We start from the raw sequence: 14,577 nt of genomic DNA, 5'->3' as shown, positions 1-14,577 counted from the left end.
CGTGACCTCCGCCGCCCCGGCGGACGCCCCGGCCGGCGCGGGTTCCCCCGCGCCGGCCGCTGCGGCGTTCCGTCCCCGACTGCTCCGGCGCGGTTCCCGGACCTCCAGGACCGGCTCCGCCACCGCACAGCGCACCCGGCCGCTGGACCTGCTCGGCCTGGCGCCGTTCGCCGTCTACGTGGCCGTCTTCCTCGGCGCCCCGGCGTACGCGGTGATCACCGCCGCGTTCCAGGACGACGCCGGGAACACGACGCTGTCGAACATCACCACGACGATGAAGGACCCGTACCGCCACGCCTTCACGGTCAGCATCGAGCTGTCCGTGATCAGCGCGGTCGTCGGCGCGGTCCTGGGCCTGGCGCTGGCGGTGGCGGTGTCCGGCGCGCGCCGGGACGGCCTGGTGCACCGCGCGGTCACCACGGCCTCCGGCGTGCTGGCGTACTTCGGCGGCCTGCCGCTGGCGTTCGTGTTCCTGGCCACGTTGGGGCCGCAGGGCCTGGTCACCAAGTGGCTGGACAGCGCCGGCTACAACCTGACGCAGCACGGGTTCGTGTTGTGGAACATGGCCGGCCTGGTGCTCGTCTACCTGTACTTCCAGATCCCGTTGATGCTGCTGGTGATCTTCCCGGCGCTGGACGGGCTGCGGCCGCAGTGGGAGGAGGCCGCGCGCTCGCTGGGCGCGTCGCGCTTCCAGTACTGGCTGCGGGTCGGCGGCCCGCTGCTGGCGCCGCCGTTCCTGGGCGCGGTGCTCCTGTTGTTCGCCAACGCTTTCGCGGCCTACGCCACCGCCTACGCGCTGAGCACCGGCAGCGTCCCGCTCGTGCCGATCCAGATCGGGTCGGTGATGTCCGGCAACGTGCTGGCCGGGCAGCAGAACATCGGGAACGCGCTGGGGCTGTGGATGATCGTGATCGTCAGCGTCGTGGTGGTGGCGTACACGCTGCTGCAGCGGCGGACGGCGAGGTGGCTGCGGTGACCGCCGTCGTCGCCGAGGTCCCGCAGGCACCGGAGACGCCGGTGTCGTCGCGGGCCGCGAAGAAGGCGCGCCGTAGGCCGCGCGCCGGGCGCGCGGTCATGCTGCTGCTGTTCGCGGCCTACTTCTTCGTCCCGCTCTACGCCGCGGTCGACTTCACCCTGGGCGGCAGCCGCCGCAACATGGGGCACACGCTGTCGGTCTGGACCGGGCTGATCCACCAGGACGGGTTCACCGAGAACCTGATGACGTCGCTGAAGATCGCGGCGGTGACGGTGGTCCTGCTGCTGGTGCTGATGGTGCCGACGATGGCGTGGCTGCACCTGCGGCTGCCGCGGATGCGCCGGCTGGTGGAGGGCGTCTGCCTGCTGCCGATGGCGATCCCGGCCGTGGTCATCGCCAACGGCATCCTGGGCGCGTTCAAGTCGTGGCCGGAGGCCATCACCGGGTCCTGGTGGATCCTGGTCTTCGAGTACGTCATCCTGGCCCTGCCGTTCACCTACCGCTCGCTGGACGCCGGGCTGTCGGCGATCCCGCTGGCGACGATGGTGGAGGCGGCCCGCAGTCTGGGCGCGAGCTGGCCGGTGGCCCTGTGGCGGGTGGTCGTGCCGAACATCCGCACCGCGATCGCCTCGGCCGGCATCCTCGGCGCGGCGCTGGCACTGGGCGAGTTCACGATCGCGAACCTGTTGCTGCTCAACACCTTCCCGGTCTGGACCGACCAGGCCGGCCAGCAGGACGGCGAGGTCGCCACCACCGCCGCGATGCTGATCCTGTTCCTCTCCTGGCTGCTGCTGATGCTGGTGTCGCATCTGGGCCGCGGCCGGACCGCCAAGAAGCCGAAGAAAGTGGGGAGAAGCCGGTGAGCGCCGCCCCCTCCGTCGAACTCGTCGACCTGAGCCGGTCCTTCGGCGGCGTGGCCGCCCTGGACGGCTTGGACCTGACCGTCGAGCCGGGCACCCTGATGTGCCTGCTGGGCCCCTCGGGCTGCGGCAAGACCACGGCCCTGCGGATCATCGCCGGGCTGGAGCACAGCGACCGGGGCGAGGTCCGGGTCGCCGGCCAGGACATCGCCCGGGTCCCGGCGAACAAGCGGGACATGGGCATGGTGTTCCAGTCCTACAGCCTGTTCCCGAACCTGGACGCCCTCGACAACGTCGCCTTCGGCCTGCGCATGCGCGGCTGGAACGCGGCCAAGCGCCGCACCCGCGCCGGCGAGCTGCTGGAGCTGGTCGGCCTGTCGGCGCACGCGGCGAAGTACACGCACCAGATGTCCGGCGGCCAGCAGCAGCGCGTGGCCCTGGCCCGCGCCCTGGCCGTGGAGCCGCGCGTCCTGCTGCTGGACGAGCCGCTGTCCGCCCTGGACGCGGTGGTGCGCGTGCAACTGCGCGAGGAGATCCGCTCCCTGCAGACCCGTCTGGGCATCACGACGGTATTCGTCACCCACGACCAGGAGGAGGCGCTCAGCGTCGCCGACCAGGTCGCGGTGATGCGCGCCGGCCGCCTGGAGCAGTGCGCCGCCCCGGCCGAGGTGTACGCGGATCCGGCGACCCCGTTCGTCGCGGAGTTCATCGGCACGATGAACCGCCTGCCGGGCACCCTCTCGGCCGACGGCGGCACCGTGGAGGTCGCCGGGCGCCGGCTGAAGGTGCGGGAGGGATCGCGGCCCGGAGGGGAGGTCGCGGTCCTGATCCGCCCCGAAGCGGTCAGCTTCGAACCGTCCGAGGAAGGCGCCGCCACCGTGCGGCAGGCCGGCTTCCGCGGTCCGATCACCAGGATCACCGCGGTGCTGGAGGACGGCACCGAGGTGCTGTCGGACGTGCCCAGCGCGGCGGCCACGGAACTCGTTCCGGGCCGGCGGGCGGATGTGATGCTGGACGAGGCGCCGGTGATGGTGGTCGAGCGCTGAGACATCCACAGGGTGGACGCGGGTCTGCGACGCCCACGGTTCCCCGCATACTGTCGGCCATGCGCTACGTGGTCATCCCCGGCATCGGAGGCTCGGGACCGGAGCATTGGCAGACGCTGTGGGAGAACGCGTGGGGTGCCAGGGCTTCCCGCGTCCGCCCGGCATCGTGGGACGAGCCCGACCTCGACGACTGGTGCGAGGCGTTGACCCGAGCGGTCGCGCGGAGCGGTCCGGACGTCGTCCTCGTCGGGCACAGCCTCGGGTGCCTGGCCGCGGCGGTCTGGCTGAGCCGGGAGACGCGGCCGAGCATCCGGGGTGCCTTCCTGGTGGCCCCGCCCGCCGTCGACGCGCCGAGCTTCCCCGCCGCCGAGGCGGGCAGCTTCATCCCCGTCGAACCGGCCCCGCTGACCGCGCCGGCGCTCGTCGTCAGCAGCGATGACGACCCCTACTGCGATCCCGAGTCCGCGCGGCGCCTCGCCGCCGCGTGGCACGCCGGCCACGTCACCGTCGGTCGCGCCGGGCACATCAACGCCGCGAGCGGCCTCGGCGCCTGGCCCGCCGGGCGGAAGCTGCTGGACGCCTTCCTCGCCGGCTAAGCGGTTCCGGTTTCCAGGACGCAGATTCCCAGGATCTCCAGGAACGCCGCCGCCGCCGGCGTCTTGGTCTCCCTGCGCCAGGCCACGCACTCCACCCGCTGCGGGCCGTCGGTCACCTCGACCACGGTCACGCCGCTGAGCCGCGGCGCCCACGCCGCCGGCACCAGCGCCACGGCCAGTCCCGGGGCGACCAGTTCGTCGATGTAGTCGGCGGTGGTGACCTCGAACGGGACGTCGCGGCTCAATCCGGCCGCCGCGAACGCCTCGTCGCTCTGGCGGCGCCCCGCGGTCCCGGCGGGCAGGTCGGCGAACGGCTCCGTGGAGAGCCGCCGCAGATCGACCGCGGACTCGGCGGCCAGCGGGTGGTCCGGGGCGACCACGGCGACCAGCCGGTCGCGTCCGAGTTCGTGCACGGCGACGCCGTGCGGCCGGGCGCCGACCGGCAGACCGAGGAACGCCATGTCCAGGGCGCCGTCGCGGACCGACTCGGTCAGATCGTCGCTGGCGCCCACCCGCAGCCCGATCCGCACCCGCGGGTACCGCTCGCGGAAGGCCCGCAGCGCGGCGGGGATGTCGACCGCGGTGACCGTCGGGATCAGCCCCACCGCCAGCCGGCCCCGCACCTCGCCGACCGCGGCCGCGACCTCGGCGGCGGCGCGCTCGGCGGCGTCCAGGCACTGGCGCGCGGCGGGCAGGAACGCCGCGCCGGCCGGCGTCAGCGCCACCCGGCGGCTGGTGCGGTCGAAGAGCCGCGCCCCCAGCTCGCGCTCCAGCCGCGCGATCTGGTGACTGAGCGCGGACTGCACCACCAGGCACCGTTCGGCGGCGCGGGTGAAGCTGCCGGTCTCGGCGACGGCCAGGACGTACCGCAGTTGCTGGAGTTCCATGGATCCATCGTGAATCACGATCGATCGAGTGACAAACATGTGTTGGACTCATGGATCGATGCGCGATGCCATGGAGGGGTGAACGAGAATCCGCAATCGTCCCTGAGATCCTGGCTGGGCGTGGCCGCGATCACGGCCAGCCTGTTCACCTTCGTCACCACCGAGATGATGCCGGTCGGCCTGCTCACGCCGATGAGCTCCAGCCTGCACGTGGCGGTCGGCGTGGCCGGGCTGATGGTCACGCTCTACGGCGTGTCGGCCGGCCTCGGCGTGCCGTTCCTCATCGCCTGGACCCGGCACGTCAACCGGCGGCTGCTGTTGTCGGCGCTGCTGGCGGTGCTGGCCGTCGGCAACCTGGTCACCGCGGCCGCGCCGGACTTCGCCGTGATCATGGCGATCCGCCTGCTCATGGGCTTCGCCAACGGCGCGTTCTGGGCCATCGGCGTAAGCATGGCGATGCGTCTGGTGCCGGGCCGGCACGCGAACCGCGCGGCGTCGGTCGCGCTGTCCGGGGTCTCGATCGCGACCGTGGCCGGCATCCCGCTGGGCACGTTCCTGGCCAGTGTGAGCAGCTGGCGGACCACGTTCCTGATCTGGAGCGGCCTGAGCGCCGTGGTCTTCGCCGCGGTGGCGGTCACGGTCCCGTCACTGCCGTCGGACAGCGCCGTCCCGGCCCGCGAGGTCTTCGCGCTGCCGCGGGAGAACGCGCGCCTGCGCCTGGTGATGGCCACGGTGGTGCTGTACGTGCTCGGGCACTTCTGTGCGTACACCTTCGTCCGGCCCTTCCTGGAGAAGAGTTCGTCCGCCTCGGCCGCGTTCATCACCGGTCTGCTCGTGGTCTACGGCGTCGGCGGCGCGATCGGCAACTTCCTCGCCGGCTACACCGTGACCAAGAGCGTGAAGGGCAGCTATCTGGCCGCCCGCGCCGGGCTGGTCCTGTCGCTGCTGGTCCTGCTCGCGGCGGGGCACTCGCGGGTCGGCGCGATCGTCGCGCTGACGTTGTGGGGTGTGTGCTTCGGCGCCGCGAACCTCTGCCAGATCAACCTGGTCCTGGCCGCGGCGCCGGACCGCTTCGAGGCGGCGATGGCCATCAACACTCTGGGATACAACCTGTCGATCGCGCTGGGCGCGCTGGTCGGCGGGGTGTTCGCGGACGCGGCCGGCGTCACCAGCGCGGTCTGGTTCGGCGCGGGGCTGGCAGCGCTCTCCGTGGTGGTCACGGGGGTGGTGCGCCGGAAGGAGCCGGCCGCTGGCGCGGAGACGGTCTCGGACGCCGATGAAGCACTGGCCGTCGCCGGGTAACCGCGCACCACGCTACGCGGGTGCGCCCTCCGACGCCGGCGCGTCGTCAGGGCGCACCGCCGTCCCCAGGATGTGGGCGGCGGCCGGGAGCGGGAGGCGGCTCTCCGGGAACAGGAAGTTGTCGAGGTCGGTGAGCTCGAAACCGGCGGCGGCGATCGCGGCCGCGGTGTCACGTCCGGTGTGGCAGCCGCCGCTGAACAGCGGCCAGACGGTCCGGTCCAGCACCCGCTGCACCTGCCGCATCTTCGGCGAATCGGCCTGGACGTGCTCGAAGAAGCGCAACGTCCCACCCGGCCGCAGCACCCTGCGGATCTCGGCGAGCGCCACGGCCTGGTCCGGCACGGAGCACAGCACGAGGCACACGACGGCGGCGTCGAACGACGCGCGGGGGAAGGGCAGCGCCTCGGCCCGGCCCTCGACGACCTCCACCGGAACCGGCGCCCGGGCGGCGGCCCGCCCGGCGTATCCGCGCAGCGTGGGGTCGGGCTCGACGGCGAAGACCCGCTTGACGCCGGCGGGGTAGTGGCTGAAGTTCAGACCGTTGCCCGCGCCGATCTCGACCACGTCGCCTTCCAGACCGGCCAGCAGGCGGTCGCGGTGCGGTCCGATGCCGGCCTTGTCCAGGGCCGGTCCGGCCACCTTCGCGTAGAACCGGGCGAAGACCGGATGCCGGATCCTTCCACTCATCGCCGCCTCCCAACGCGGATGGCCTTGTTTCCAGCTTCTACCCACCGACCACTTCGCGCCGCATGGCATCGAGAAGCGCGGCCAAGCGCGGCGACTCGTCGGACGCCGCTTTCATCGCGTCGGCGAGCGTCTGCCGATAGGTCCGCCGCGCCTCGGCGTGACGCGTACGGCCGGCAGCGGTGATGACGGCATAGATACCGCGCTTGTCGTCCGGGCACAGGTCACGCACGGCATAGCCGGCGTCGTAGAGGCGCGTCGCCAGGCGCGTCACGGAGCTCTGGTTGAGGCCGACGGCCACGGCGAGCTCGGACATGCGCAGCTCGCCCTTCTCGGCTGCGGCCAGGTGGCCGAGGGCGCGGTACTCGGACAGGCCCAGGCCGTGGCGGCGGGCCAGAGCGTCTGCGAGCTCGCCCTCCACGCGGTTGTGCAACGCGAGCACGCCGTCCCAGAGCTGTTCGTCCTCGGTCACGGCAACCTCCCATAAGCTTGTATGTGCAAATAACTTACCGGAGGCGGCAGGGGTTCCCGGGCGTCCGCTCAGACCGCGGCCTCGGACGGGAGCAGGGCCAGGATCTCGGCGGTGGTCCCGGTCTCGCCCAGGCGCGGGAAGATCCGCTCGACGCTGTTGGCGTGCGCGTCGGCGCTGGAGTCGGTGACCGCGTCGGTGGCGACGGTGACGTGGTAGCCGTGCTCGTGCGCGGCGCGGGCCGTGGACTCCACGCCGATGCTGGTGGCGATGCCGGTGAGCACGATCTGCGTCACGCCGCGGCGGCGCAGGTGCAGGTCGAGGTCGGTGCCGTAGAAGGCGGACCAGTTGCGCTTGGTGACCAGCAGGTCGCCGGGGTGGCCGGCGAGGTCGGCGATGATCCGGTCCCAGCCCTCGGGGCGGGGACGGGCCGGACGCGCCTGCTCGGTACGGCCCGGCATCATGTCGGCGCCGTCCTCGGCGAAGGTGACGCGGACCAGGACGACCGGCAGGTTCCGGGCGCGGAACCCCTCGGCCAGTGCGACGCTGTTCTTCACCACGTCGGCGGTCGGGACCGGCTCGCCGGGGATCGCGGCGACGCCGTTCTGGAGGTCGATGACGACGAGCGCGGTCGTGGGGTCGAGGGCGGTGACGGTCATGGCGGGACCTTTCTTTCGGGGCTCAGCGACCGACGCGGGACAGGGAGCGGTCCACGACGGTGACGACCAGGAACAGGACGGAAACAGCGATCAGCAGGACGGCCAGACGGTGCAGACCACCGGTGGTGGCGCCCTCGCGGTAGAAGGCGGCGCTCGCCGCGGAGGCGAGCAGTGCGCCGAGGTACATGAACGTCCGCAGCAGCCCGGCGGAGGATCCCATGCGCTCCGGATCCGCCTGCGCGTACAGGGCGTTCTGGTTGGCCAGGCCGTTCAGGCCCTGCGGGACACCGATCACGGCCGCGACCAGCACGATGGTCCAGATCGCGCTGCCGGAGCCCATCACCAGCAGCAGGGTGCAGCCGACGACCTGCGCCGCCGAGCCGACCAGCAGCTTGGCGCGGACGCGCGGGTCCCGTCCGGTCACGGCGGTGACGACGATCGCGGTGACGGACATCGGGAGCAGGACCACACCCGCCCCTGACGCCGACAGGGAACGGCCTTCCTCCAGCCACTGCGTGAAGCCGTAGAGGAACGAGTACGACGTCGTATAGGCGAGCACTTGGCGGCCGTAGGTGGCCAGCAGAGGCGCGTTGCCGCTGAGCACCCGCAGGTCTATGAAGGGCTGCGGAGTACGGAGTTCGCGCCAGACGAAGGTACCGGCCGCGATGAGGGCGACGGCGACGAGATGGATGTGGCCGACGCCCGGACTCATCAGGAACAGCAGGAACGCGGTGAGCATCGCGGCGAACTGCGCCATCCCGAGGACGTCGATGCGCTGCGCGTCGGCGACCCTCCCCCGCCGCGGCAGCCGCACCGCCCCGAGGACCAGGCACGCCGCCGAGAGCGGAACGTTGATCGCGAAGATCAGATGCCAGCCGCCGGCCGCGATCAGCAGCCCGCCGAGCGTCGGCCCGATCACCGCGATCACCTGGTTGGAGATCGACAACGCGGCGAGGACGCCGCTGGGACTCCTCATCCCGGTGCGGTCGGCCTCCGAGCGCAGCAGCGACATCGAGGCCGGGTACGCCGCCGATGTGCCGAACCCGAGGAGCACCCGCGACAGGATCAGGACCCCGAGCGTCGGCGCCCCCACGCCCAGCACGCCCGCGACCCCGACGAGCGCCGTTCCGGCCAGGTAGAGCGGCCGCGGCCCGAAGGCGTCCACGAGCCGCCCGATCACGGGCTGTCCGACCGCGGTCGCGAGATAGAGCCCGGACACCAGCCACGCGGTCTGCGAGGGCGCGGCGCCGAACGCGCGCCCGATGGGGATCAGCGCGACCGCCAGCATCGAGGAGTTCACCGGGTTCAGGATCGAACCCAGGATCATCGGCACGATGAGGCGGCGGTCGAAGCCCGCCGCGGAGGATCCGGGAGCGCGCGGGGCGCGGGTGCGCAGGCGCTCGACGAGCGCCGTCATGGACGGGGCTCGGAAGGCGCGGGCGCCATCGGGGTCCTCATGCGTCGGCCACCTCCCCCAGCAACGCCATCGCCGTGATCACGGCCTCGATCTGCTCCGGTGTCCCGTGCTCGGCCAGCGCCCGGGCCAGCCACTGCTGGCGGGCGTGCCGCTCGCCCTGGGAACGGGCCCGTCCGGCCTCGGTCAGGGCGAGCAACCACCGGCGGCGGTCGACCGGGTCGGGCCGCCGGACGATGAGCCCCAGCGCCTCCAGACCGGCGACGGTCTTGGCCATCGCCTGGTGCGAGACCTGCTCGGCGGCGGCGAGCGCGCCGGCCGAGGCGGCGTCGACCTTGCCCAGGCGCACCAGGACCGACGTCTGGGCCGGGCTGAGGCCGGATTCGCCGGGCAGCGCCTGCAGGCGGCGGCGCAGGCGCCCGAACATGACCCACGTCTCCAGGGACGCACGCATCGCGATCTCGGGGATGTCGGGGAGGTCGGGCGCTTCGCTCATGGTCCCCACGATAATTCGTCAGTCTGGACTGTGCAACTATGGTTGCACAGTTGCGGCTGCTCAGCTTGGACTGACGGATCGGGCACTCGTTCGGAGCAGCGGATTGGGCCTCTGAGCACCGCACCCGGCCAAATACAGGGCGTGGCGGACCAGAAGACCGAAGATCGCAAGGGCGGCCCGGGGCACACCGTGGTCCTGGCCGTCGTGCTCGTGTTCCCGATCCTGAAGGTGGCGTGGACGGTCGGGGGCGGCGACGCGGCGTGGGACGTCCTGGTGGCGCTGGAGCCGAAGAACTGGGTCGACGTCCTGATGGGCATGGTCCGCAACAGCGTGATCCTGGCGTTCGTCCTGGCGGTGGTGGTGTCGCGGATGACGTTCGTCTTCATGGCCGCGCGGGGCTCGCTCCACGACGGCACGGATCGCCGGGCCCTGATCCTGGGCACGCTCATGTCGTTGATCTCGCCGATCGCCTTCGGGCTGCTGATGACCGTGTTCTTCGGATGGCGGTGGGGCGTGTTCACCGCGCTGGTCGCGTGGCTGCTCCGGCAGGGCGTCGTCCTGGAGTACCTGACGGGGCACCGTGGCGGGCGGGAACGCTCGGCCAGGCTGGCGCCGTGGCAGCACCGGGCCGTCTCGGCCGAGAGGATCGTCGCGACGCTGCTGTCGGTGGTGGTGCTGCCGATCGTGGCGTTCGCGGTGGCGCTGAACGGCGAGTCCTGGGCGTCGCTGGTGAAGTGCGAGGTGCAGATCGGCGCGGTGCGACGGCCGGGCACGCTGATCGAGCTGACCCGGATGGGCGACGGGATCGTGGGGTGGGACCTGGACCGGCAGGAGGTCGCCAACGCGGACGGATGTGTGAAGGTCGACGGCCTCGTGGTCCGGGAACCATGGTGGCGCTGACAGCGCCGGCCCCTTAGGAGCCGGCGCTACGCGCTAGACGCTACGCGCTATGCGATGGCTGCGGGCGGCTAGGAACCGGCGCGGAACGCGGGGAAGCCGGGCTTGTCCGTGATCTGCTTCGGCGTGCCGGAACCATCGGTCGAGATGAGGTAGACGCCGGACTCCGTGGAGTACGCGACCGTCTTGCCGTCCGGAGAAAGGGCCGGGGTGACGTAGTCACCCGCGGCGTTCGGCGTCAGGTCCTTGGCCTTGGGCGCGTCGCCGTTGGCGGTGTAGAGCACGCTGAAGAAGATGTGCCGGTGGCCGTTCACGGTGCGGACGAACACGACTTCGGGTGTCGGGTCGGAGTTCGCCGAGCCGCCGACGATCGCGTAGCTCGGCTCGGAGCCGTTCTTGAAGGCCAGGTCGCCCTGCTGCCGCAGGAAATCGTCGCGGACCCAGATGTCGGAGCTGGAGCCGTTGTCGTGCTCATAGATCGCGCCGCCGAAATCCCCCGCGGCCGAAGGCCACATGTTGCGGGTCTGAGGCGGGTCGACCTCGTTCTCGCCGGCCGTGCCGGCGAGCTCGAGCTTCTCCGGCTTGCCGTCGTGGGCGGTGGCCACGACCTTCCACAGCGTGCCGTCGCCGGCGGTGGAGGCGAAGAAGATGTTGTTGCGGGCCGGGACCCCGTCCTGCGTGTCGGCCTTCGCCACCTGCCACGCCGGGTGCGTCCACTTCTCCCCGGTGGAGTTCTTGGCCGCTTCGACCTTGCCGCTGCCGTCGGCGTTGGCCACCCACAGATTGTCATGGTCGTCGATGAAGGCGACCTTCTTGCCGTCCGGCGACCAGGACTGGTCGTACACGGCGGTGCCGAAGTCGACGGCCTTGCCGTTCATGAGGATCTTGCTGGAGCCGTCGGAGACGGTCAGCTTGGTGCCGCCGGTCCCGTTCCGCGTCCCGGACGCGCTCGACGCGGACGACGACGCCGACGACTCGGCCACCGGGGCGGTCGTGCCGCCGGCCGTGTCCCCACCCGTCGCCGACGAGTCCCCGCCCTTCGTCGCGCTCGACGTCCCCGCCAACCCCAGCGGGTTCCCCGTCCCCCCTTGGCTCGCGCAGCCGCTCACCGTCAGCGGCGTCACCAACGCCGCCGCGCACACCGCCGCCTTGGCCCACTGCCTCTTGCCCCGTCCAGCCATGACCGTTTTTCCCCCATTTCCCGAATGTTTTGTCGCTCCCCCTGCGCCCCGAACGTTATCAACCTCGTGCGACGATCGGTGCCATGGACCACCGGGACCACGCCACGCACGACGAGTTGCAGGCCCTCGGCCTGCCGAACCTGAACGACCCGCGGATCCGCCACATCCGGCAGCTCTTCCTCACCGTCGTGACCGGCGGATGCGCGGTCATGGTCCCCTGGGTCGTCTACCTGGCGGCGGCGTTGCCCAGCCACCATCCGGCGAAGGCCTGGGACGTCGCGTGGGTCGGGTTCGACCTGCTGCTCGTGCTCGGGCTGCTGGTCACCACCTGGGCGGCGTGGCGGCGCCGGCAGATCGTGGTGACCGCCTGCATCTTCACAGGCACGCTGCTGCTGTGCGACGCGTGGTTCGACATAGTCCTGGACTGGGGGACGGCGGACGAGACGGCGTCGGTCTTGTCCGCGCTGCTGGCCGAGATACCCCTCGCGCTGTTCCTGTTCCACTCGGCGATCCGGATCCTGCGCTACACGATCCGGTCAGCGTTCTTCCTCGTCGGCCACCCCGGCCCGGTCCCGGCTTTCCACAAGATGTCGCTCGGTGCTCTGAACGAAGTGCTGCAGTCCCTCCACGCCGCCCGCCAGCAGACCGGCGCCGAGCATGTCGAGTAGCGTCACGGCGTCGTGGTCCGGCGTGCCGGGGACCGTGCAGTACACGACCAGGCGCTGCCCGCCGGTGTTCGGCAGCTCCATCGCCTCGTATTCGAGCGTCATCGCCCCGACGTCGGGATGGTGGAAGGCCTTCGTGCCCTGACCGTGCAGGCACAGCTCGTAACGCTCCCACAGCCGGGCGAACTCCGGGCTCTTGACGACGAGCTCGCCGATCAGGCGCACCAGCTCCGGGTCGTCGGGATCGTCCCCGGCGCGCGCCCGCAGGAACGCCACCGACTTCGGGACCAGCTTGTCCCACTCCGGATAGAGCTCTTTGGCAGCGGGGTGCAGGAAGACGTAACGGGTGATGTTGCGCTGTCTGGCGGGCCAGTCCGCGAGCCCCGGGAACAGCGCCAGCCCGGAGGGGTTCGCGGCCAGGACGTCGTTGGTGCGGCTGACGACGTAGGCGGGGTTCGGGCGCACCATGTCGAGCATGAGCAGCGGGCCCTCGCGCACCGTGCGGGTGCGGCTGCGGCGCTCGGCCTGGCGCACCGGGCTGGCGGCGTTCTCCGTGAGGGTGTGCAGGTGCCGATGCTCGTCGCGGTTCAGGCGCAGGATCCGCGCGAGCGCGTCCAGCACCGCCGGGCTGGGGTTGGTCTCCTTACCGCGCTCCAGTCGGGTGTAGTAGTCGACGCTGACCCCGGCCAGGATCGCGACCTCCTCGCGGCGCAGGCCCGGGGTGCGGCGGATGCCGGTGCCGGAGGGCAGGCCGACGTCCTCGGGACGGACCTGGGCGCGGCGCGCCTTCAGGAAGATGCCCAGTTCGCTGCCGTTGCTGCCGGTGGATCCGCCGCTCGTCATAGAGCCAGCGTAGGGCGGCCGCGCCGAAAGTGAGGGGGTGTGTCACACCCAGGCACAGGGCTCCCCGGCTCGGCGCGGTCTGTATAGGGGCCGCGACCAGGACGAGAGTTACCGGCATGACAGCTATCACCGCGATCCGGCCGCGAGCCACGAGCACCGCCGCCTCCGCAGCGGACACCGCCGCCAACGCCAAGCGCGTCCTGGCGGCCTCCGTCTTCGGCTTCTTCCTGGTCGGCCTCGACGCCATGGTGGTCAACGTGGCCCTGCCGGCGATCAACCGCAGCCTGTCCGGCGGGCTGTCCGGCGCGCAGTGGGTGATCGACGGATACACGCTGGCGTTCGCGGCGCTGATGCTGTCGGCCGGGGCCCTGGCCGACCGGATCGGGGCGAAGGCGGCCTACGGGCTCGGGCTGATCGGGTTCACGCTGGCGTCGGCGGCCTGCGGCCTGGCGCCCTCGCTGGCGCTGCTGATCGGGGCGCGGCTGGTGCAGGGCGCGGCGGCGTCGGTGATGCTGCCGTCGTCCCTGGCGCTGGTGGGGCAGGCGTTCCCGGACCCGGTGGCGCGGAACAAGGCGATCGCCGTATGGACGGCGGCGGGCTCGGCCGCGGCCGCCGCGGGACCGGTGGCCGGAGGGCTGATCACGGCCGCGGTGGACTGGCGGTGGATCTTCTTCCTCAACCTGCCGGCCGGGGCTCTGGCGCTGGCGCTGCTGGCCGGGACGCCGCGGTCGGAGCGGAGGGCCGACGCCGCGGCCGCGTCGTCGCGCTTCGACGTGCTCGGGCTGCTGTCGTCGGTGGTGGCGCTGGCCGGGGTGACGTACGGCTTCATCGAGGGCGGTTCGAAGGGCTTCGGGACGTTCCCGGTGCTGACCGCGTTCGGCGCGGCGGCGGTCGCGGCGACGGTGTTCGTGCTGGCCGAGTCCCGCCAGGCGCGGCCGATGGTCCCGCTGGCCCTGTTCCGGTCGCGGGCGATGTCGCTGGCGGCGGCCGCGGGCTTCGCGGTGAACGCCGCGTTCTACGGGGTGATCTTCGTGCTGAGCCTCTACTTCCAGCAGGTCGGGCACAAGTCGGCGACGGTCACCGGTCTGCTGTTCGCCCCGATCACCGCGGTGGTGACACTGGTGAACCTGACGGTCGCGGCCCGGATGGTGGCCCGCATCGGCGCGCGCCTGTCGATGACGATCGGCCTGGTGGGCACGGCCGGCGCCATGCTCCTGCTGCTCGCGGTCCGGCCCGGCCAGCCGGCCTGGGCCCTGGTGCTGCTGCTGGTGCCGGTCGCCTTCGCGGGCTCGTTCGTCGTCCCCGCCCTGACGATCATGGTGATGGGCAGCGTCCCGGCCGACCGCGCCGGAACCGCCGCCGGCATCGTGAACACCTCGCGCCAGGTCGGCGGCGCCCTCTCGGTCGCGGTGATCGGCGCTCTGGTGGCCGGCGGCGACTTCAGCGGCGGGATGCACGCGGGGCTGGTCGGAACGGCCGCCCTGCTGCTGGTGACCGCGGTGGCGGTGCAGCTGCTGGCCCCCGGCCGGAAGCGGTGAGACGATCCGCGGTGGATCGACGGAACCCGGTCCCTGGAGAGCGCGTCCAAGTGCTCACCGGGGA

Annotated in this window: 15 protein-coding genes; 7 read left to right on the top strand and 8 right to left on the bottom strand. The window is 72.0% G+C overall.

Annotation, left to right across the window (positions count from 1 at the left end; translation table 11 throughout):
- The first annotated feature begins 1 nt into the window (after position 1).
- Genes ABD466_RS02835 through ABD466_RS02820 form a run of 4 tightly spaced genes read left to right on the top strand, consistent with a single transcriptional unit; the run spans position 2 to position 3,478 of the window.
- Positions 2-976, top strand: a complete 975-nt coding sequence (locus ABD466_RS02835; protein ID WP_344655302.1) for an ABC transporter permease — start codon at positions 2-4, stop codon at positions 974-976.
- Positions 973-1,839 carry an ABC transporter permease gene (locus ABD466_RS02830; protein ID WP_344655301.1) on the top strand — a complete coding sequence of 289 codons (867 nt, stop codon included), beginning with the start codon at positions 973-975 and terminating at the stop codon, positions 1,837-1,839. The genes ABD466_RS02835 and ABD466_RS02830 overlap by 4 nt, the downstream gene beginning before the upstream one ends.
- Positions 1,836-2,882, top strand: a complete 1,047-nt coding sequence (locus tag ABD466_RS02825; RefSeq protein WP_344655300.1) for an ABC transporter ATP-binding protein — start codon at positions 1,836-1,838, stop codon at positions 2,880-2,882. Before ABD466_RS02830 ends, ABD466_RS02825 begins: the two co-directional genes overlap by 4 nt.
- Positions 2,883-2,941: 59 nt before the next feature.
- A complete protein-coding gene (locus ABD466_RS02820) occupies positions 2,942-3,478 on the top strand; it encodes an RBBP9/YdeN family alpha/beta hydrolase (protein WP_344655299.1) in 537 nt (178 codons plus the stop codon).
- Here the strand turns inward: ABD466_RS02820 and ABD466_RS02815 are convergent.
- Positions 3,475-4,365, bottom strand: coding sequence for a LysR family transcriptional regulator (locus ABD466_RS02815; RefSeq protein WP_344655298.1), 891 nt, complete (start codon positions 4,363-4,365; stop codon positions 3,475-3,477). The two genes, ABD466_RS02820 and ABD466_RS02815, sit on opposite strands and share 4 nt — an antisense overlap.
- 120 nt (positions 4,366-4,485) lie before the next feature.
- Here ABD466_RS02815 and ABD466_RS02810 point away from each other — a divergent pair, with 120 nt between their 5' ends.
- Positions 4,486-5,667 carry an MFS transporter gene (locus ABD466_RS02810; protein WP_344655297.1) on the top strand — a complete coding sequence of 394 codons (1,182 nt, stop codon included), beginning with the start codon at positions 4,486-4,488 and terminating at the stop codon, positions 5,665-5,667.
- A 12-nt stretch (positions 5,668-5,679) separates the two neighbouring features.
- On the opposite strand, the gene ABD466_RS02805 is transcribed toward ABD466_RS02810, so the two are convergent.
- The 5 genes from ABD466_RS02805 to ABD466_RS02785 all read right to left on the bottom strand — a co-directional run bounded on the left by ABD466_RS02805 (position 5,680) and on the right by ABD466_RS02785 (position 9,389).
- Positions 5,680-6,354 carry a class I SAM-dependent methyltransferase gene (locus ABD466_RS02805; protein WP_344655296.1) on the bottom strand — a complete coding sequence of 225 codons (675 nt, stop codon included), beginning with the start codon at positions 6,352-6,354 and terminating at the stop codon, positions 5,680-5,682.
- Positions 6,355-6,391: 37 nt separating this feature from the next.
- The gene (locus tag ABD466_RS02800; RefSeq protein WP_344655295.1) at positions 6,392-6,823 is read right to left on the bottom strand and encodes a MarR family winged helix-turn-helix transcriptional regulator; all 432 of its coding nucleotides are present in this window, start codon (positions 6,821-6,823) and stop codon (positions 6,392-6,394) included.
- A 68-nt stretch (positions 6,824-6,891) separates the two neighbouring features.
- Positions 6,892-7,479, bottom strand: a complete 588-nt coding sequence (locus ABD466_RS02795) for an isochorismatase family protein (protein WP_344655294.1) — start codon at positions 7,477-7,479, stop codon at positions 6,892-6,894.
- A gap of 22 nt (positions 7,480-7,501) precedes the next feature.
- Positions 7,502-8,896, bottom strand: coding sequence for an MFS transporter (locus ABD466_RS02790; RefSeq protein WP_344655293.1), 1,395 nt, complete (start codon positions 8,894-8,896; stop codon positions 7,502-7,504).
- Between the two features lie 37 nt (positions 8,897-8,933).
- Positions 8,934-9,389 (bottom strand): MarR family transcriptional regulator, encoded by a 456-nt coding sequence (locus tag ABD466_RS02785; protein WP_344655292.1) that lies wholly within the window; start codon positions 9,387-9,389, stop codon positions 8,934-8,936.
- Positions 9,390-9,530: 141 nt separating this feature from the next.
- Here ABD466_RS02785 and ABD466_RS02780 point away from each other — a divergent pair, with 141 nt between their 5' ends.
- Complete coding sequence (locus tag ABD466_RS02780) at positions 9,531-10,289, top strand: hypothetical protein (protein ID WP_344655291.1); 759 nt, start codon at positions 9,531-9,533, stop codon at positions 10,287-10,289.
- A gap of 68 nt (positions 10,290-10,357) precedes the next feature.
- Here the strand turns inward: ABD466_RS02780 and ABD466_RS02775 are convergent, their stop codons facing one another.
- Both ABD466_RS02775 and ABD466_RS02770 read right to left on the bottom strand, forming a co-directional pair.
- Complete coding sequence (locus tag ABD466_RS02775) at positions 10,358-11,467, bottom strand: TolB-like translocation protein (RefSeq protein WP_344655290.1); 1,110 nt, start codon at positions 11,465-11,467, stop codon at positions 10,358-10,360.
- Between the two features lie 536 nt (positions 11,468-12,003).
- Positions 12,004-12,975 (bottom strand): helix-turn-helix transcriptional regulator, encoded by a 972-nt coding sequence (locus ABD466_RS02770; RefSeq protein WP_344655289.1) that lies wholly within the window; start codon positions 12,973-12,975, stop codon positions 12,004-12,006.
- Positions 12,976-13,091: 116 nt separating this feature from the next.
- Between ABD466_RS02770 and ABD466_RS02765 the strand changes: the two genes are divergently transcribed.
- The gene (locus ABD466_RS02765) at positions 13,092-14,513 is read left to right on the top strand and encodes an MFS transporter (protein ID WP_344655288.1); all 1,422 of its coding nucleotides are present in this window, start codon (positions 13,092-13,094) and stop codon (positions 14,511-14,513) included.
- The last annotated feature ends 64 nt before the right edge of the window (positions 14,514-14,577 follow it).

The organism is Catenulispora subtropica (assembly GCF_039531675.1).
GTDB classification, from domain to species: Bacteria; Actinomycetota; Actinomycetes; order Streptomycetales; family Catenulisporaceae; genus Catenulispora; species Catenulispora subtropica.
Note: the sequence above shows the minus strand (reverse complement) of the source record. Positions and strands in the feature narration are given on the sequence as shown.

Excerpts from the sequence above, each read along its gene's own strand:
- ABD466_RS02765 (WP_344655288.1), top strand. The coding sequence starts at position 13,092 with ATGACAGCTATCACCGCGATCCGGCCGCGAGCCACGAGCACCGCCGCC.
- ABD466_RS02770 (WP_344655289.1), bottom strand. The coding sequence starts at position 12,975 with ATGACGAGCGGCGGATCCACCGGCAGCAACGGCAGCGAACTGGGCATC.
- ABD466_RS02815 (WP_344655298.1), bottom strand. The coding sequence starts at position 4,365 with ATGGAACTCCAGCAACTGCGGTACGTCCTGGCCGTCGCCGAGACCGGC.
- ABD466_RS02785 (WP_344655292.1), bottom strand. The coding sequence starts at position 9,389 with ATGAGCGAAGCGCCCGACCTCCCCGACATCCCCGAGATCGCGATGCGT.
- ABD466_RS02805 (WP_344655296.1), bottom strand. The coding sequence starts at position 6,354 with ATGAGTGGAAGGATCCGGCATCCGGTCTTCGCCCGGTTCTACGCGAAG.
- ABD466_RS02820 (WP_344655299.1), top strand. The coding sequence starts at position 2,942 with ATGCGCTACGTGGTCATCCCCGGCATCGGAGGCTCGGGACCGGAGCAT.
- ABD466_RS02790 (WP_344655293.1), bottom strand. The coding sequence starts at position 8,896 with ATGACGGCGCTCGTCGAGCGCCTGCGCACCCGCGCCCCGCGCGCTCCC.
- ABD466_RS02795 (WP_344655294.1), bottom strand. The coding sequence starts at position 7,479 with ATGACCGTCACCGCCCTCGACCCCACGACCGCGCTCGTCGTCATCGAC.
- ABD466_RS02775 (WP_344655290.1), bottom strand. The coding sequence starts at position 11,467 with ATGGCTGGACGGGGCAAGAGGCAGTGGGCCAAGGCGGCGGTGTGCGCG.